Origin of the sequence: Paenarthrobacter ureafaciens, from assembly GCF_004028095.1 — a bacterium.
Lineage (GTDB): Bacteria > Actinomycetota > Actinomycetes > Actinomycetales > Micrococcaceae > Arthrobacter > Arthrobacter ureafaciens.
Genome location: NZ_SBHM01000006.1, coordinates 523,363 through 541,268, shown reverse-complemented (window position 1 = coordinate 541,268; position 17,906 = coordinate 523,363). Strand labels below are relative to the sequence as shown.

Genomic DNA, 17,906 nt, shown 5'->3' with positions numbered 1-17,906 from the left:
AGGCCCGCTTGAGTCAGCGCGTGAGGACACAGCCTTCGTGGGTGCCGGTGCTCTGGACCCAGAGTGCTGAGGTTACTTCGTCGGCAAGGTCGAATTCGCGCCGGGCGGACCCGCTGCCCACGCGGACCACCAAGGCCCCTCCGAAGGGCTTGCGCCCCACCACTTCCACGCGGGCATCCAGGGAAATGTCCTCGGCGGCCAAGTAGCGCAGCAAATCGGGATTCTCATCGCTGATGCGGGTGATACGGCCGGAATGGCCCTCGTCGAGTTCGATCAGGCGGTAGGCATGCGGCAACTCCACCGATCCGTCCGACGCGGGGATCGGGTCACCATGCGGATCCCGCACGGGATGGCCGAGCTTCGCGGACATCCTTTCGATGAAGGTGTCGGAGACGGCATGCTCCAGCATCTCGGCTTCATCGTGGACCTCGTCCCAGCTATAGCCCAGTTCTTCAACGAGGTACGTCTCAATCAGCCGGTGCCGGCGCACCATGGATAGTGCCAGCCGCATGCCTTCAGGGGTCAACCGAATGGCGCTGTAAGGCTGGTGGTCTACCAGGCCCTGGTCCTTGAGCTTGCGGACCATCTCGGACACCGACGAGTTGGCAACCCCCAACCGCTGGGCAAGTTGCGAGGAAGTGATCGGCTTGTCCTGCCACTCCGTGTAGGAGTAGATGACCTTGACGTAGTCCTCGATCGAGGAGGAGGGCGTGCTGGTCTTCACGTTCCAAGCCTACCGTGGCCGCCGGCTCAGGCCTTGCGGGCCCGCCAGGTGTGCGTCACGTACGGCAAGGCGAGGAGCTCGCCGCGGGCATGGTGCAAGTGCTCGTAGAGGTACCACTCCAGGTTGCCCATCACGTTCTCCCGGGTGGCCTGATTGGCGCGCAGGTAGTAGCTGCGGGACTTGGTCAGTTCCATGATGTCCTCGGGGGACACTGCGTCCTGCCAGCTGGTGACGTGGCTTTCGAGGTTCTCGAACTCCGGGCCCACCACTGGCCGGAACCCCGGCTTATGGACATCACCGGCATGCATGATGCGTGAAAGGCGATGAACCCAGGCCACGGAGGTGTCCAGTTGGTTCCAGATGAGGCCGAGCGTTCCGTGCGGACGGAGGATCCTGGCAATCTCGGTACTTGCCTTGAGCGGATCGCACCAGTGCCAGGCCTGGGCGACACTGACGACGTCGAAAACTGAGTCCGCCAGTCCCGTCACTTCGGCAGTACCTTCAACGGCGTGCGCCTGCGGGCAGTTCTTCCGCAGCTGGTCCAGCATGTCCGCGGAAGGGTCGACGGCGCTGACCTGCAGGCCCCGGTCGAGCAGCAGTGCTGTGAATTTGCCTGTCCCTGCGCCAATATCGGCCGCGGTCCGTGCGTTCGGGGGCAGCAGCCAATCGACGGAATCCGCCGGGTACCCGGGGCGGACCCGATCATAATGTTCGCCGCCGTCCTGGAAGCTCTGCCCCAGTTCCCGACGTCGGTGCGCGTGCAGCTTTGGGCCGCCGGCGCGTCCGGCGCGTCCGGCACCTCCGGAAGAAACCGGCAGGCCGGAGGGCAGTGATCCTCCGGATTCGTTGCTTGAACGCGTGGACACGCGGGGGACTCCTTCAGCGGCAGTAGTCAGGGATACCCAAAGAATCTACCGCAGCAACGTGGCGCCAAGGCCGGGAAGGCTCCTAGTCCACGGTGCAGGGAGCGGCCCCGGCGGTTCCGGGCGTATTGGGCGCCCACTCCGGGTAGCTGCGGTGATCGTTTGCGGGGACCCAACGGCCCTCGTCCACGACGTAATCCCAGCCAAGTCCGGTGGTCTTCAGTTGCCGGATGCCGGCCAGCAGCCTGGCAGCGTCCTCAAGCCGGGAGCCGACGCCGAAGCTGGCGCGCAGTGAACCGGACGGCAAGCCGAGGCGCTTCAGGAGCGGGTGGGCGCAGAAACGGCCATCGCGCAGGCCCACGCCGTGCTCGGCGGCCAGGTAAGCCGCCACCAGTCCCGCGTCGAAGCCTTCAACGGAGAAGTTGACGACGCCGATGGTGTCGGTGGAATCACTGAAGATCCGGTGGACGGTGACCCCTTCAATGGATTCCAAGCCCTCAACCAGGAAGGATCGGATTGCCACCTCATGGTTGTGCCAGTCCTGTTGGTCCAAGCCGGCCAGCACCTGGGTAGCCCGCGCCAAGGTGGCTGCCCCCAGGACGTTGGGGGAGCCGCCCTCGTGCCGGGCCGGACCAGTTGCCCAGCTCACCGAATCCAGGCGCGCTTCACGAACGGCGCCGCCGCCGGCAAGGTGGGGGGTTCCGGCGTCGAGCCAATCGGGACGGCCGACCACGACGCCTGCGCCGAAGGGCGCGTAGAGCTTGTGCCCCGAGAAGACGACGTAGTCCACGTCGCTCTCGGAAATGTTGATGCGCCGGTGCGGGGCGAGCTGGGCTGCATCGACGACGATCCGCGCGTCGAACTCATGCGCCAACGCTGCGAGCTCTGCAATCGGCAGGATTTCGCCGGTGACGTTGGAAGCGCCGGTCACAGCGAGCAGGGATATTCCGCCCTGGCTCAATTCATCGCGCAGGTTGGCGATGGTGGCAGACAACGTGGGGGAGGCGATGACGCTGCGGTGCGGTACGCCCTGCCAGGGAAGCAGGTTGGCGTGGTGCTCAATGTCGAGGTACAGCACTTCACCGGCCGGTGCGCCGTCAAGCTGGGGGAGGCATCCGGCGAGGAGGTTCAGCGAATCGGTGGTGTTGCGGGTGAAGATGACTGAATCATCCGGCCGGCCGCCAACGAAGTCCCGCACGATGTTCCGCGAGTTTTCATAGACGGACGTGCTGATTTGGGATGCGTAACCGGCGCCACGGTGCACACTGGCGTAATAGGGCAGGATTTCATTCAAGTAGGCAGAGACGATGGTCAGTGCCGGGGCCGACGCTCCGTAGTCAAGGTTTGCGTACCTGACGTGGCCCCCTTGGATCAGGGGAGCCTGCAGCTCTGCTCCTGTGACGGCGGCCAGCGGTCGCGCTGCGAGGGCTTCGTGGGCCGCGTGGTCATCTCCGAAAGCGGGCAGGACGGTGGAATCGAACGTAACAGTGCTCATGGGACCTCACTCAAGAAGGACCCCTCCAAGGGATCCGCGCTTGCCGTATCCGTTCCGGACCGGCCTGGTCGTCACCCGGGGCACCCCACCGCGAATGGAGGGTTGCCGGCCAGCAAACCGGGGTTTAGCGCTGGCACTCGTGACCTGTAGAAGAGACTAGGACACCTTCCGTGGACGATTCAAAGCGGGAGGAGTTTGTTAAGCGGTTTGTTACGGAGAGAGCCGAATCCCGTTTTGGTCGAATAATCGACGGCGATGGCACCCTGAAGTGGGTTTGTCGCCGTCGATTATTCGCAGCATTACGGTTCGGCTGTTGCCGGAGCGCGCTAAAGGAGATCGTCGATCTCCGGGTTGAGACGCTTCAGGACCTCTGAGTGGAGGATGGAATTGGTGGCCAGCGCGTTGCCGCCGAAGGGGCCGTCTTCGCCCTCAAGCGAGGTGAACCTGCCGCCGGCCTCCGTGACGATCGGCACCAAGGCAGCCATGTCGTACAGGTTTAGTTCCGGTTCGCAGGCGATGTCCACGGCACCTTCGGCCACCAGGCAGTAGGACCAGAAATCCCCGAAGGCGCGGGTCCGCCAGACGTCGTCAGTGAGGGAAAGGAATTCGTCCAGGTTTCCGCGCTCCTTCCATCCCGAAAGGCTCGAGAAGGACAGTGACGCGTCCGCCAACGAAGAGACATTGGAGACTTTCAAACGGGTGGCCGACGCGAGGGACCGCCCTGTGTAGGCTCCCATGCCCTTGGCGGCCCACCAGCGTTTGCCGAGTGCCGGCGCGCTGACCACACCCACCACGGGCTCGTCCTCGTCAACGAGGGCGATCAAGGTCGCCCACACCGGCACCCCTCGAACAAAGTTCTTCGTCCCGTCGATGGGGTCGATGATCCAGCGCCGCGATCCATGGCCGCTGCTGCCGAACTCTTCGCCCAGCACGGCGTCGCGGGGACGCGAACGCGAGAGCTGGCCGCGGATGGCTTCCTCGGCGGCCTTGTCCGCATCGGTGACCGGCGTCAGGTCGGGTTTGGTTTCGATCTGCAGGTCCAGGGCCTTGAACCGGTCCATGGTCTGGGCGTCCACCGAATCGGCCAGGACGTGGGCCAGCCGCAGGTCATCGTTGTAACTGGAAACGGGTTGGGTCATGCCACCAAACTATCGCGAAACAATCCCTGCACCCGGGAAGTGGTGCTTTTCCCGTCTCAGTTGACGGTGCCGAGTTCCTTGGTTTCCTTCGCCTCCAGGCGTGGGTCCGCTCCGAGGAGCCGGCGCAGGGACGCCAGCCTTGCGGTGCCGGAAGGTCCGGCATGCCCTTCGTTGACCCAGGCGTCCAGTCCGCAGTTGACGGCGTTGGCGTCGTGTTTGCAGCCCCGTTCGCAGTCTTCGGTACCGGGCTCGAGGTCCGGGAAGGAGTGCAGGATCCGGTCCGGGTCGACGTGGGCCAATCCGAAGGAACGGATGCCGGGAGTATCGATGATCCAGCTGCCCGAAGGAGCGTCGGCCAGCTTGAGGGCCAGGGCCGACGATGAAGTATGCCGGCCGCGGCCCGTCACGGCGTTGACTCCGCCGGTTGCCCGTTCCGCGCCCGTCAGCGCATTGACCATGGTGGACTTGCCGACGCCGGAGTGCCCCAGCATGACGGTCACTTTTCCATCGAGGTGGTCCCGCAGGCGGGACACCGCTTCGCTGTCGAGCCGGGCGGACAAGCCGTCGTCCGAGCGGGCATCGATGCCGGATGCCTGTGAATCCGCCGTGCGGCTGATGATGACCGGAAAGTCCAGGCTGAGGTAGTTCGAAAGAAGTTCCGCCGGATCCTTGACGTCCGCCTTGGTGATGAGCAGCAGCGGCTCTATGCCGGCGTCGTAGGCTGCCACCAAGGCGCGGTCGATGAAACCTGTACGCGGCTCCGGGTTGGCCGCGGCCACCACCACTACCAGCTGGTCGGCGTTCGCCACCACTACCCGCTCGATCGGGTCCGTGTCATCGGCGCTGCGACGCAACAGGGTCCGGCGTTCTTCGACGCGGACCAGCCGCGCCAGGGTATCGGGGCTGCCGGAGACATCGCCCACCAAGGCAACGAAATCGCCCGGAACCACCGGCGTGCGGCGGAGTTCGCGGGCCCTGGCTGCAATGACTACGCGTTCGTTGTCAGAGTCCTCGCCCACGATCGCCGTGTAGCGCCCGCGGTCGACCGTGATGATTCGTCCCACCACGGCGTCGTCGTGGCTGGGACGGTCCTTGGTGCGGGGCCTGGAACCCTTCTTGTTCGGACGGATGCGGACATCCGATTCGTCCCAGGAGCGTGCGTCGCGGCCCATGGTCAGCGGTTGCCCCCGGTTGTGCCCGCCTGTGGGAATTCGCCGGAATCGCGGGTAGCCTGCCCGAGCATGGCTGCCCACATGTGCGGGAATTCGGGCATCGTTTTGGAAGTCGTGGCGATGTCTTCCACTTCCACCCCTTCCACGGCGAGCCCGAGGATGGCACCCGCCGTAGCCATGCGGTGGTCCGCATAGCTGTGCACGACGCCGCCGTGCAGGGCAGCCGGACGGATGATGAGACCGTCCGCGGTTTCTTCCGCGTCCCCGCCGAGGCGGTTGATCTCGTTCACCAACGCGGCGAGCCGGTCCGTTTCGTGGCCCCTGAGGTGGGCGATCCCGGTCAGGCGGGAGGGTCCGCTGGCCAAAGCGCACAGGGCGGCAACGGTGGGAGCCAGTTCGCTGGTCTCGTCAAAGTCCGCCCCCTTGATGTCGGGACCGCCCGTGACGGTGAGCGTGCCGTCTTCCAGCGTGACGGTTGCCCCCATGGTGGTGAGGATGCTGCGCCAGAGGTCACCCACCTGGGTTGTCCGGAGGGGCCAGTTGGGGATTCTGACGGTGCCGCGGGTGGCCAGCGCGGCGGCCAGGAAGGGACCGGCGTTGGACAGGTCCTGTTCGATGCGCTGGTCGAAGGCACGGATGGGGCCGGGAGCCACGCGCCAATGGTTGGGCACCGAATCGTCCACGCTGACCCCGACGCTGCGGAGCACGGATACTGTCATGCTGATGTGGTCGAGGCTTGGCACCGGCTTGCCGACATGTTCAAGATGCAGGCCTTCGGTGAAGCGCGCGCCCACCAGCAACAACGCCGATACGAACTGCGACGAGGCACTGGCATCGATCACGAGATGCCCGCCGCGGACTTTGCCGGTGCCTTCCACCGCGAAAGGCAGGGCCGACGGCGTCCTGCCGCCTTCGGCGCGAACCGGAACCCCAAGGGCTACGAGCGCCTCGATGATGGTTCCCATGGGGCGCTTGCGGGCATGGGGGTCGCCGTCGAAGACAGCAGTTCCCCGGCGGAGGGCCGCCACAGGGGGAACAAACCTCATGACCGTTCCGGCAAGGCCGCAGTCGATGGAGGTGTCGGAGGGAGTGTCCGTCGAACTGATGGGGCTGATCTCGAGGTCGGGACCGTAGTCCCCGTCGCCCGGCACCTCGGTGACGGTCGCTCCCAAGTGGCGCAAGGCCTGGACCATCAAGGCGGAGTCCCGCGAGTGCAGGGGAGCCCGCAACCTTGACGGCCCATCAGCCAGGGCCGCCAAGATCAGGAACCTGTTGGTTAAGGACTTGGAGCCCGGTACCGTTACCGTGGCATCGACCGGCTGCTTGGCAAAGGGCGCCGGCCAGAGGGATTGTGCTGCGGCGCTTTCCGTGCCGGTGTTTGCTGCGGTGGTACCAGTCATGCTTCCTTATGCTCCAACTGCGTGGTCGACGGCCTTGCGTACTGCTTTGTCTGCGCGCTTGATCTGCTTCCCGGTGACTTTCTTTGCGTCGGCGGCAAGGTGTTCGGCGCGCCATGCCAGGCTGGGGCGTCCGGCAGTGTCCACGGAAGCGAGCAGCACGCCTCCGGTCAGGGAAATGTTCTTCAGCAGCTGGGCACGGCGTGCGTTACGGCCTTCCTTGGTGCTGATATCCGCTGAGCGCCACTCCACGTAGGTGTTTAGCGCCGAGGTCAAAGCGAGCACGGTGGCAGCGAAACGGGACATTTTTCCCAGGCCGAGGAGGGCACCTGCTCCCAACTGCGCGCCACCGATGACGCGGGCCAGGACTTTCTCGTCTGTCTGGAAAGGCAGGGACTCGGAAGCCCGGCGAAGTACCGGCGATAACTGCCTGGCAGTGTCATCCGCGTTCTTCAGTTTGTCCAGCCCGGTAATGACGAAACTTGATGCGAGCATGGGTCGCGCGAGGAAACGGATTACAGACATGTCTTGCCTCCTGGATGATTGGCCACAGGCGTCGTTTGACGTCGTGTTCAAGGGGTGCAGTCTGCTCTAGTCTTGCACCTTTGCGGAATATTTACCCACCGGTGGCCGTTGTGAACAGAAGGCGCGGTGAAGACCGGGCCGCGGCATGGTGTTGCCGCTTCACGAACGGAGTTGGTTTTTTGACCTTGGTGAGGGACCGCACGGATTTACCAGGGCCCACGTCGCCCGCGCAGCTGGATTCACTGCAGCTGACAGTAGACTTGGCATCGATGAGCACCATTGAACCGGCCGCAGCGGCCACGGACCAGGCAGCCGGCGACGACGCTCAGGCCCCGGCCGCCGTCGATCCTTCCACCGAAACCGCCGAGCAGCGCCGGGCACGCTTTGAGCGCGACGCCATGCAGTATGTGGACCAGCTTTACTCGGCGGCGATGCGCATGGCGCGCAACCCGTCCGATGCCGAGGACCTGGTCCAGGAGGCTTACACCAAGGCCTTCTCTGCGTTCCACCAATACAAGCCGGGCACGAACCTCAAAGCCTGGCTGTACCGGATCCTGACCAATACCTACATCAACCTCTACCGGAAGCGGCAGCGGGAACCCCTGCAGTCCAACTCGGACACGATCGAGGACTGGCAGCTGGCCAAGGCGGAGTCGCACACGTCCGCGGGACTGCGCTCCGCAGAAGCCGAGGCCCTCGACCATCTCCCGGATTCGGACGTCAAGAATGCCTTGCAGTCCATCCCGGAAGAGTTCCGCCTGGCCGTCTACTTCGCGGATGTCGAGGGGTATGCGTACAAGCAGATATCAGAGATCATGAATACCCCGATCGGCACCGTCATGTCGCGCCTGCACCGCGGCAGGAAGATGCTCCGGGACATGCTGGCGGACTACGCCGCCGAACGGGGCTTCCGGGCCCAGACAGAAGACCAGGCCACGGCCGGTAGCAACAATCAGGAGAAAGAGAAATGAGCGACTGCCAGGGATTGGGCGATTGCGACGATACGCGCATGCAGCGTATCTACGAGTACCTCGACGGCGCACTGACCCGTGAGGACCTCGGCGAGATCAAGCAGCACTTGGACGGTTGCGAGGAGTGCTCCGAGCAGTACGATCTCGAGTGCCTCATCCGCACCATGGTCAAGCGCTCCTGCACCGAATCTGCGCCGGAGAACCTCAAGAACTCCATTCTTGACAGGATCCACTCGATCAAGCCCGTGGAGGCCTGAACCGGCCGCAGGTCCGCTGACCAAAGCCGCTTAAACGCGAAAGGCCCTGGAAACCGCATGGTTTCCGGGGCCTTTGCTTTAAGCCTTGACTCCAAGCCTCTGGCTTAGGTGTTGGGGCGCTTGCCGTGGTTTGCGCCGCCGCGCTTACGGTCACGACGCTTACGTGCACGCTTGCTCATAGCTGGCCTCCTTCAATGATTGATTCACAATAAAGCTGCCCTCCAGTTTCGCACATCCGGGCAGGGCCTCGCGAACCGGGAAGTCCGGACTCAGCTTCGAAGCGAGTTCCGGATGGAGATGCGGGCTTGGTCCAGGACAGTCCGGACTGTCTCCAGAGCCATCGGTGACAAGGGATGCGCCGCGCCTTGTTTCCGCAGCTCCATCCGGATGTCATCGCGGAAGGACTGGACCATCAGTTCGGCTTCCTTGAGGATCCGCTGTCCCTCGGGGGAGTAGGCGTACGTGCTTTCGCCGGCGGTCGGGGTGCGTGCAGAGGTTCGCGCAGTGGTTCGTGCCGCCTCGGCAGTAGCGGCAAGATCAGCCCTGAGTCCGCGCATGTTGCTCCGGATATCAGCCCTCAGTCCGTCAGCCAGCCTCCGGACGGAGGCGGAGATGGTCTCCTCGACGTCGGCCAGTTCCTGGCGTCTGCGGTCAAGTTCGGCACGGCCCGCGTCAGTGATGGAGTATGTGGTCCGCCTGCCCTCTGATTCGGTGGCCACCAGGCCTTCCTCCTCCAGCTTGGCCAACCGCGGATAGATGGTTCCGGCGCTGGGTGAATAGGTTCCACCGAACCGTTCGCCGAGTGCCTTGATGAGTTCGTAGCCGTGTTTCGGCGCGGACTCGAGCAGCGCCAGCAGGTAAAGCCTGAGCGCCCCGTGGGCGAAGACCGGAGGCATCAGAGCCCCGTTCCGCCGGACACCGGGCTGTCGGTTTCCGGAGCAGGCGCGGGGGCGTGCATGATGTACGTCTTGCCGGAGACGGTGTTGGTGCGCAACAGCATAAGCTTCTCGTCAGGGCCCACAATGGTATGGACGTTGCTTCCCGGCTGCGCGTACAGGCGGTCATCAATGACCACAGAGCCGCTGGCCGACTTGGCCACGACGTCAAGCCCGACGTCGTGCGGCAGCCGGATGGTGAGGTCACCGGAGACGGAATTGGCCCCGAAATCGTTAGTGAAATCCTGGAGCTCAAAGGTGAGGTCCCCGCTGACGGTGGATGCACGGACGTTCGAGAACGTGCCCGAGGCGGTTACTTCACCGGAAACGCTCTTGGCGGTCAGGACGCCGTCGTGGTTTCTGGCGATGACTTCGCCGCTGACGGTGTTGACGTGCAGTTCTCCATTGGTGCCGTCGGCCATGACCGATCCGGAGACCGTATTGAGCCGGATGCGGCCGCTGATGCCTGCCACCAGTCCGTCACCGCTGACCGTTCCGGCCTCTACGTCCACTCCGGGAGGCAGCGCTACGCCGACTATCACCGAATTGGTGCTGGTGTTGTTGACGGTCCCCATCAGGTTACGGAACCAACCCTGCGGTCCTTGGAGCTGGTGCCTGATCTCCAAGCGGCCGTTGACCAGGGTTATGGTGAGGGGATCCCCGCTGATTTCGCTCACCTCGATCCGGACGAACGGCTGATCGTGGGTCACCACGTCGAAGCGGCCTTTCACGATTCCAAGCTTGAGCGACCGGACGTCGTCCACCTCGATGGTTTGCGGGCCGGTCACGGTCCATAACTCGTCTGACATGATCCCTCCAATTGCGATATATCGCGTTTGATGAAAACACGATATATCGCGATTTGGCGGATGGCAATGGTTGCCGGGGCCGGAGCCGGGAGACCGCCTACTCGGGCTGCGCGATGTTAAGCCACTGGAACCACCCGCGGTGCAACACGAGCCAGGCGATCAATCCATAGCCGGCCTGTCCGGGCGTGCCTCCGTTTGCTGCGAGGTCGGTACGCCATTGCTCATGATTTAGCAGCGGGGAGAACGTGTCCACGTAGTGATGGTTCCGCCGGGTGGTCACGTCAGCGAAGGCGGTGTTCAACTCGGCCAGGCGCTTGTTGCGTGCCGGATCAAGCGTGGGCGGGGGACCAACCACGAAGACTTCCACCCCGCTGTGCGACGCACCGTCAAGGATGTTCGCCAGGTTCAGGCGGCTGCGGGCTGTGGAAAGACCGAACTCAAGGTCCCGTCCCGAGAGGCCGATGACCAGCCGGTTCTCGTGGGTATCGCTGAACCGCCGTCCGGCCTCATCCTGCCACCGCGCCGCCAGGCCCTCAGTGCCCTCCATGGGGCAGGGGAGCGCGAAGGACTCAACCGCAACCGCCTCCTGCGGCGTACGCGCCAGGACCCGGCCCAACCAGCCCAAAGCACGCGGGTCACCGAGCCCCGCCAGCAGTTCGTCTCCCACGGCTGCTATGCGCAGCTTCCTGTCTTCCACGGTTACCTCTTCACACTCGTTACGGTCCATGCCCGGCTTACGACGGCGCCGGTTTGCGAACCGGGTATCTGTCCCATTAAACAGAACTGCCCGGCCTGAGACGCACAAGGCGCCTCGGGCCGGGCAGGTTTCCTTCTACTGACGTTCGAACACTTGCTTGATCAGGGCATCCTGTTCAGCGGCGTGACGCTTCATGGAACCGGCCGCGGTGGAAGCCGATGCCGGACGCGACACCAGGCGGACCTTGCGTTCCAGCTGCGGTGCCAGGTTCAGGCCCATGAACGGCCACGGACCCTGGTTGGCAGGCTCATCCTGTGCCCACACGACATCGGCGTTCGGGTATTTGGCGAGCTCAGCTTCGATCTCAGCCATGGGCAGCGGGTAGAGCTGCTCCACGCGGATGATCGCAGTGGAGGTGTCGCCGGACTTCTGGCGGTTCGACAGGAGGTCGTAGTACAAGCGGCCGGACACCAGGACTACGCGGTCCACATTGGCCGGCTGGAGCTCGTGCTCGCCGATGACCGGCCGGAATGCACCGGTGGTGAAGTCCTCGACGGCGGACGCGGCGCCCTTGAGGCGCAGCAACTGCTTCGGGGTGAAGATGATCAGCGGCTTGCGGGGCCGGCTGTAGGCCTGGCGGCGGAGCAGGTGGAAGTGCGATGCGGACGTCGTCGGATTCGCGACGATCATGTTGTCCTCAGCGCACAGCTGCAGGAAGCGCTCAATACGGGCCGAGGAGTGGTCCGGGCCCTGGCCTTCATAGCCGTGCGGCAGCATCAGGACCAGGGAAGAACGCTGGCCCCACTTCTGCTCTGCCGAGGAGATGAACTCGTCAATGATGGTCTGCGCACCGTTGACGAAGTCGCCGAACTGCGCCTCCCACAGCACCAGGGCATCCGGACGCTCCACGGAGTATCCGTATTCGAAGCCCATGGCTGCGTATTCGGACAGGAGGGAGTCGTAGATCCACAGCTTGGCTTGGTCGTCAGAGAGGTTCGCCAGGGGCAGCCACTCGTTGCCGTTGGCGCGGTCGTGGAAGACTGCGTGGCGCTGGACGAACGTGCCACGGCGCGAGTCCTGGCCGGCCAGGCGGACGGGAACGCCTTCCATGATGAGCGATCCAAAGGCTGCGATCTCGCCAAAGCCCCAATCGATGCCGCCCTCACGGGACATCTGCTCGCGCTTCTCCAGCAGCTGCTTGAGCTTGGAGTGCACGGTGAAGCCATCGGGGATCTCCACGTGGGCCTTGCCGATCCGTGCAAGGGTTTCGGCCGAGATGGCCGTGGACGCGGGGGAGTTGGTGCCAAAGTCCGCCTGCTGGGCAATGGGACGCTCGATGTCCGATACAGCTGCAGAGTCCGCAGTGATGATCGGGATAGGCGAGGTCTGCGCTGCATGCGTCTCCGCGAAGACCCGCTCCAGGCGCTCCTGGTAGTCGCGGAGCAACTGCTCGGCTTCTTCCTCGGTGATGTCGCCACGGCCGATCAGGGATTCGGTGTACAGCTTGCGGACGGAGCGCTTGGCCTCGATGAGGTTGTACATCAGCGGCTGCGTCATCGAGGGGTCGTCGCCCTCGTTGTGCCCACGACGGCGGTAGCAGACCATGTCGATGACGACGTCCTTGTGGAAGCGCTGGCGGAACTGGTACGCCAGCTGCGCCACGCGGACAACAGCCTCGGGATCGTCACCGTTCACGTGGAAGACCGGTGCCTGGATCATCTTCGCGACGTCCGTGGAGTACGTGGACGAGCGCGAGGAGGACGGAGCCGTAGTGAAGCCCACCTGGTTGTTCACGATCACGTGGATCGTGCCGCCGGTGCGGTAGCCGCGGAGCTGGGAGAGGTTGAGGGTCTCAGCAACAACACCCTGGCCTGCAAAGGCGGCGTCGCCGTGGACCATGATGGGCAGGACGGGGAAGGACTCGCCCTGGTCCAGGCGGTCCTGCTTCGCGCGGACAATGCCTTCCAGGACCGGGTCGACGGCTTCAAGGTGGGACGGGTTGGCCGCCAGGTACACCTTGGTCTGCTTGCCGTTGTCCGAGGTGAAGGTGCCTTCGGTACCCAAGTGGTACTTGACGTCGCCGGAACCCTGCACGGAGCGCGGATCCTGGGTGCCTTCGAACTCACGGAACACCTGGGCGTAGGTCTTGCCGGCGATGTTGGTCAGCACGTTCAGGCGGCCGCGGTGCGCCATACCGATGGCCACCTCGTCCAGTCCGTCGTCGGCAGCATCGGAGATGATGGCGTCCAGCAGCGGAATCAGGGACTCGCCGCCTTCAAGCGAGAACCGCTTCTGGCCGACGAACTTGGTCTGCAGGAAGGTTTCGAAAGCCTCTGCGGCATTGAGCTTGGAGACGATGCGCAGCTGTTCTTCGCGGCTGGGCTTGGAGTAGGGGTGCTCCAGTTCGTCCTGGAACCACTTGCGCTCGGCAGGTTCCTGGATGTGCATGTACTCGATGCCGGTGGTGCGGCAGTAAGCGTCGCGAAGGACGCCGAGGATGTCACGGAACTTCAGCTGCGGCTTGCCGCCGAAACCGCCCGTGGGCCATTCGCGGTCCAGGTCCCACAGGGTCAGCCCGTAGGTGAGGACGTCAAGGTCCGGGTGCTTGCGCTGGACGTACTCCAGGGGATCGGTGTCGGCCATCAGGTGGCCGCGGACCCGGTAGGAGTGGATGAGCTGCTGGATCCGGGCAACCTTGTTGATTTCGTCTGCCGGATCAACCTGGAGGTCCGGGCTCCAGCGGACGGGTTCGTACGGAATGCGCAGCGCTTCGAAGATCTCGTCGTAGAAGTTCTGGGCGCCCAGGAGGAGCTGGTGGACCAGCTTGAGGAACTCGCCGCTGCCTGCACCCTGGATGACGCGGTGGTCGTAGGTGGAGGTCAGCGTGAGGATCTTGCTGATGGCGTTCTGGGCGATGATCTTCTCGCTCGCGCCCTGGAACTCGGCCGGGTAGTCGAGCGCGCCGACGCCGATGATCGCAGCCTGGCCCTTGGAGAGGCGGGGAACCGAGTGGACAGTGCCGATGCCGCCGGGATTGGTGAGGGACACGGTGGTGCCGGCGTGGTCGTCGGCGGTGAGCTTGCCGTTCCGGGCACGCTTGATGAGGTCCTCATAGGTGTGCCAGAACTCCGCGAAGTCCATTGTCTCCGCCTTCTTGATGTTGGGAACCATCAGGAGGCGGGTGCCGTCGGGCTTGGGCATGTCAATGGCGATGCCGAAGTTGACGTGGGCGGGCTGGACTGCGCTGGGCTTGCCATCGATTTCGTCGTAGTAGACGTTCATCGACGGGAACTGGGAAAGCGCGCGGACCACGGCGTAGCCAATGAGGTGCGTGAAGGACACCTTGCCGCCGCGGGCGCGGGCAAGGTTGGAGTTGATGACTACGCGGTTGTCAATGAGCAACTTGGCCGGTACTGCCCGCACGCTGGTGGCGGTGGGCACTTCGAGGCTGGTGACCATGTTGGAGGCGATGGCCTTTGCGGGGCCGCGGAGGACTGAAACGACGTCCTCTTCCGGCGCCGTGGGCGCCTTGGTGTTCTTGGGCAGCTGGGCCGGGATCGGCTGTGCCGCGTTGCCGCCGGTGGGCTTCTTTGCCCCGTCCCTGGCAACCGTGGCCGGTTCTTTCTTCGCCGGTGCCGGTGCCGGAGCGGCAGCAGCAGGGGCAGGAGCAGCCTTGGGCGCGGCCGGCGCCGGTGCCGGAGCCGCTGCAGCCGGGGCAACTACGGGAAGTACTTGGGTAGGGGGATTGGCAGCCGTGGCGGCTGCAGAATTTCCGTTGGAAGAAGTGCCCTCGCTGGTATTGAAGGACTCGAAAAGCGGCCACCATTTGGCGTCAACCGAATTCTTGTCCTGCTGGTACCGCTCGTACAGTTCGTCAACGAGCCACTCGTTTCCGCCAAATTCCTCTGGTAGACGGTGGCTGGGCTGCTCTGGCACTTGAAATACGCCTCTTCCATGAGTGTTATTTTCCCGCTGGCCACAGTTGCTGTTCCGCAACGATGTGCCAGGGTCCGCGTCCCGCGAACTCAGACCTTTGCCAGTCTAGTTAGGATCATTGGTTAACTGCCAATAGTGGTGACCTAAATCATGTCGGCTTTCGTGAGCGATGCTCAGGCACCTGTGATTGCGGGAAGGAGCGCGGGTCCCGCGGCTTCCCGGGCTGTAGACTAAAACCCTTATGGACAGTAAATCCAGGTGCCGGCCTGGGTACTGCCGGGGGAGCCTGGACGGCACCTCCGCACACCGTACCCAGCACGCCGGCAGCACCCGTTCACATGCCCATCATGAACCGGCGGCCCCTGCCGGTGGACCCGCAGAGTCGTCTCCTGCTGCGCCCGACCAACCTCCGCCGGACCCTCACCCCGCCAATGCGCTGACCGTATTCAGGTCCGCGCTCCGTGGAGGGATGCGGTAGATGGAATGGATTCTCCTCCTGGCCGGTTTTGCCTTGATCCTGGGGACCGGCTTCTTCGTGGCCGTCGAGTTTTCCCTGGTAGCGCTTGACCAAGCCAGCGTGCAGCGGGCCGTGGACGACGGCGACCACGCCGCCGCAGCCCTTCTTAAATGCCTCAAGTCTCTGTCCACGCAGCTGTCCAGCTGCCAACTGGGCATCACGCTCACCACTTTGCTGACGGGTTTCGTCATGGAGCCTTCCGTGGGTCATCTCCTGAGCGGACCGCTGGCACTGCTGGGCCTGAGCCCGGAAGTCGCTGCCTCCGTAGCGTTGGTTGTGGCCATGGCGCTGGCCACGCTTCTGTCCATGCTCCTGGGTGAGCTAGTGCCCAAGAACATGGCCATAGCCCTCGCGTTTCCTTTGGGCAAGCGCCTTGCCCCTGCGCAACTGGTCTTCACCGCGGTCTTCAAGCCGGCCATTGTGGTGTTGAACGGCTTCTCGAACAAGGTCCTCAACGTCTTCGGCCTGGAAGCGAAGGAGGAGATCTCCGGAGCGCGGACGCCCGCGGAGCTCGCTTCCCTGGTCCGCCGGTCAGCCGAACTGGGAACACTTGACGCAGGTACGGCGAACTTCGTGGCCCGAACGCTGAACTTCTCCGGCAGGACCGCGGCGGATGTCATGACCCCGCGTATCCGGATGGAGACGATCGACGCCGACCAGCCCGTGTCGGACATTCTGGATGCCGCCCGGCGGACCGGCTATTCGCGCTTCCCCGTGATCGGCGATTCAGCGGATGACATCCGTGGGGTTGTCCACATCAAGAAGGCGGTAGCTGTCCCGGCCGACCGCCGCGGCAAACTGGAGGCCGGTGCGATCATGACCGACGTCCTGCGTGTCCCTGAGACCATCCACCTCGACTCCCTGCTGGCCGAACTGCGGGAGGGCAACCTCCAACTTGCGGTGGTCCTTGACGAATACGGCGGCACGGCCGGAATCGCCACCTTGGAGGACCTGGTGGAGGAAATTGTGGGCGAGGTTGCCGATGAACATGACAAGGTTCGTCCGGGATTGCTGCAGAGCGCTTCGGGGGATTGGTATTTTCCCGGTCTCCTGCGGCCGGACGAAGTCTCGGAGCAGATTCCTGGGCTGAAAGTTCCTGACGAATCGGCCTACGAGACCGTTGGCGGCTACGTCATGAGCAAGCTGGGACGCATCGCCACGGTGGGAGACACTGTGGAGGTCGACGGCGGAACGCTGACGGTCACGAGGATGGATGGTCGAAGGATCGACAGGATCTGTTTCCATCACATAGCTGAACCGCAGGACAACCCGGCGGGGACCGACGAGCGCAACCATGAGGCAGGTGCCCTGTGAACGATTGGGTTGGCATCATGTGGCTCGTTGTCCTTCTGATCGGCAACGCCTTCTTTGTCGGCGCCGAGTTCGCCGTCATGTCCGCGCGCCGCAGCCAGATCGAGCCGCTGGCCGAAAGCGGCTCCAAGCGCGCTCAAACTACCCTGCTCGCCATGGAAAACGTGTCTCTCATGCTTGCTTGCGCACAGCTAGGCATCACGGTGTGCTCGCTGTTGATCCTGCAGGTGGCAGAGCCGGCCATCCACCACCTGCTGGCCGGGCCCTTGGAAGTGGTGGGTGTTCCGGTCGAACTGGCCGATGTGATCGCTTTTGGGATCGCCTTGTTGTTCGTGACTTTCCTGCACGTGACCTTCGGCGAAATGGTGCCGAAGAACATTTCGGTGTCCGTGGCGGACAAGGCAGCACTGCTGCTGGCGCCGCCGCTGGTGTTCATCGCCAGGATGGTCAAGCCCGTGATCTGGACCTTGAACTGGCTCGCCAACCACATCCTGCGCCTGATGCGGATCGAGCCCAAGGACGAGGTTTCCTCTTCCTTTACCTTGGAGGAAGTGCAGTCGATCGTGCAGGAGTCCACCAGGCACGGCCTGGTGGATGACCAAGCCGGTTTGCTGACCGGCGCGCTTGAGTTCTCCGAACACACCGCTTCCAGCATCATGGTGCCCCTGGACAAGCTGGTGATGCTCAAGACCTCGTCCACTCCCGTGGAGTTGGAAAAAGCGGTCAGCCGTACCGGCTTCTCGCGCTTCCCGATGGTGGACGACGACGGCGAACTCGCCGGGTACCTGCACGTCAAGGACATCCTGTCCATCCCGGAGGAAGGGCGCAGGCACCCCATTGCCGAGGGGCGCATCCGTTCCTTTGCCAACCTCTCGCCCGATGACGAAATCGAAAGGGCCATGTCCGTGATGCAGCGGACGGGCTCCCATTTGGCCCGCGTGGTTGGCCCCAAGGGGAATATCCAAGGTGTCCTCTTCCTTGAAGATGTCATTGAGCAGCTCGTGGGCGAGATCCGGGACGCTACGCAGGCCACGGGCATCCGGAGGCTGGGCGGACCGCACCCGCAGCAGTAAGGGATTCAGCATCCCTGTTTTCTAAATAGGAATCATTCCTATTAGCAGCTACACTGGACACATCCATTTGTTGTTGTGCCCCATT

At 64.0% G+C, this 17,906-nt stretch carries 16 protein-coding genes and 1 riboswitch; of the genes, 4 read left to right on the top strand and 12 right to left on the bottom strand.

Features of this window, described 5'->3' with window-relative positions:
- Positions 1–13: 13 nt before the first annotated feature.
- The 7 genes from AUR_RS03600 to AUR_RS03570 all read right to left on the bottom strand — a co-directional run bounded on the left by AUR_RS03600 (position 14) and on the right by AUR_RS03570 (position 7,315).
- The gene (locus AUR_RS03600) at positions 14–724 is read right to left on the bottom strand and encodes a metal-dependent transcriptional regulator (RefSeq protein ID WP_021471045.1); all 711 of its coding nucleotides are present in this window, start codon (positions 722–724) and stop codon (positions 14–16) included.
- 26 nt (positions 725–750) lie between these two features.
- Positions 751–1,554: a class I SAM-dependent methyltransferase gene (locus AUR_RS03595; protein WP_241650859.1), complete on the bottom strand. Its 804-nt coding sequence runs from the start codon at positions 1,552–1,554 to the stop codon at positions 751–753.
- Between the two features lie 118 nt (positions 1,555–1,672).
- Complete coding sequence (locus AUR_RS03590) at positions 1,673–3,082, bottom strand: aminotransferase class V-fold PLP-dependent enzyme (RefSeq protein ID WP_062097231.1); 1,410 nt, start codon at positions 3,080–3,082, stop codon at positions 1,673–1,675.
- 31 nt (positions 3,083–3,113) lie between these two features.
- Positions 3,114–3,227, bottom strand: a riboswitch (SAM riboswitch).
- A 181-nt stretch (positions 3,228–3,408) separates the two neighbouring features.
- A complete protein-coding gene (hisN, locus tag AUR_RS03585) occupies positions 3,409–4,221 on the bottom strand; it encodes a histidinol-phosphatase (protein WP_021471042.1) in 813 nt (270 codons plus the stop codon).
- 56 nt (positions 4,222–4,277) lie between these two features.
- Positions 4,278–5,393 (bottom strand): ribosome small subunit-dependent GTPase A, encoded by a 1,116-nt coding sequence (gene rsgA / locus AUR_RS03580; RefSeq protein WP_062097229.1) that lies wholly within the window; start codon positions 5,391–5,393, stop codon positions 4,278–4,280.
- A 2-nt stretch (positions 5,394–5,395) separates the two neighbouring features.
- Positions 5,396–6,793 carry a 3-phosphoshikimate 1-carboxyvinyltransferase gene (gene aroA / locus AUR_RS03575; RefSeq protein WP_062097227.1) on the bottom strand — a complete coding sequence of 466 codons (1,398 nt, stop codon included), beginning with the start codon at positions 6,791–6,793 and terminating at the stop codon, positions 5,396–5,398.
- Between the two features lie 6 nt (positions 6,794–6,799).
- Entirely contained in the window at positions 6,800–7,315 is a 516-nt protein-coding gene (locus tag AUR_RS03570) for a DoxX family membrane protein (RefSeq protein WP_021471039.1), read from the bottom strand.
- A gap of 179 nt (positions 7,316–7,494) precedes the next feature.
- Here AUR_RS03570 and AUR_RS03565 point away from each other — a divergent pair, with 179 nt between their 5' ends.
- Both AUR_RS03565 and rsrA read left to right on the top strand, forming a co-directional pair.
- Positions 7,495–8,286 (top strand): sigma-70 family RNA polymerase sigma factor, encoded by a 792-nt coding sequence (locus AUR_RS03565; RefSeq protein WP_062097225.1) that lies wholly within the window; start codon positions 7,495–7,497, stop codon positions 8,284–8,286.
- Positions 8,283–8,543 (top strand): mycothiol system anti-sigma-R factor, encoded by a 261-nt coding sequence (rsrA, locus tag AUR_RS03560; protein ID WP_021471037.1) that lies wholly within the window; start codon positions 8,283–8,285, stop codon positions 8,541–8,543. The genes AUR_RS03565 and rsrA overlap by 4 nt, the downstream gene beginning before the upstream one ends.
- A gap of 104 nt (positions 8,544–8,647) precedes the next feature.
- On the opposite strand, the gene AUR_RS20805 is transcribed toward rsrA, so the two are convergent.
- The 5 genes from AUR_RS20805 to AUR_RS03540 all read right to left on the bottom strand — a co-directional run bounded on the left by AUR_RS20805 (position 8,648) and on the right by AUR_RS03540 (position 14,920).
- Positions 8,648–8,722: a 50S ribosomal protein bL37 gene (locus AUR_RS20805; RefSeq protein WP_369299106.1), complete on the bottom strand. Its 75-nt coding sequence runs from the start codon at positions 8,720–8,722 to the stop codon at positions 8,648–8,650.
- Between the two features lie 90 nt (positions 8,723–8,812).
- A complete protein-coding gene (locus tag AUR_RS03555; protein WP_062097223.1) occupies positions 8,813–9,439 on the bottom strand; it encodes a PadR family transcriptional regulator in 627 nt (208 codons plus the stop codon).
- The gene (locus AUR_RS03550; RefSeq protein WP_062097221.1) at positions 9,439–10,287 is read right to left on the bottom strand and encodes a DUF4097 family beta strand repeat-containing protein; all 849 of its coding nucleotides are present in this window, start codon (positions 10,285–10,287) and stop codon (positions 9,439–9,441) included. The genes AUR_RS03555 and AUR_RS03550 overlap by 1 nt, the downstream gene beginning before the upstream one ends.
- Positions 10,288–10,384: 97 nt before the next feature.
- The gene (locus AUR_RS03545) at positions 10,385–10,984 is read right to left on the bottom strand and encodes a GDSL-type esterase/lipase family protein (protein ID WP_021471034.1); all 600 of its coding nucleotides are present in this window, start codon (positions 10,982–10,984) and stop codon (positions 10,385–10,387) included.
- 135 nt (positions 10,985–11,119) lie between these two features.
- Positions 11,120–14,920 (bottom strand): multifunctional oxoglutarate decarboxylase/oxoglutarate dehydrogenase thiamine pyrophosphate-binding subunit/dihydrolipoyllysine-residue succinyltransferase subunit, encoded by a 3,801-nt coding sequence (locus AUR_RS03540; RefSeq protein ID WP_062097215.1) that lies wholly within the window; start codon positions 14,918–14,920, stop codon positions 11,120–11,122.
- A gap of 478 nt (positions 14,921–15,398) precedes the next feature.
- Between AUR_RS03540 and AUR_RS03535 the strand changes: the two genes are divergently transcribed.
- Positions 15,399–16,751 carry a hemolysin family protein gene (locus AUR_RS03535; protein WP_062097213.1) on the top strand — a complete coding sequence of 451 codons (1,353 nt, stop codon included), beginning with the start codon at positions 15,399–15,401 and terminating at the stop codon, positions 16,749–16,751.
- Positions 16,748–17,821, top strand: a complete 1,074-nt coding sequence (locus AUR_RS03530; RefSeq protein WP_021471031.1) for a hemolysin family protein — start codon at positions 16,748–16,750, stop codon at positions 17,819–17,821. Before AUR_RS03535 ends, AUR_RS03530 begins: the two co-directional genes overlap by 4 nt.
- Positions 17,822–17,906 lie beyond the last annotated feature (85 nt).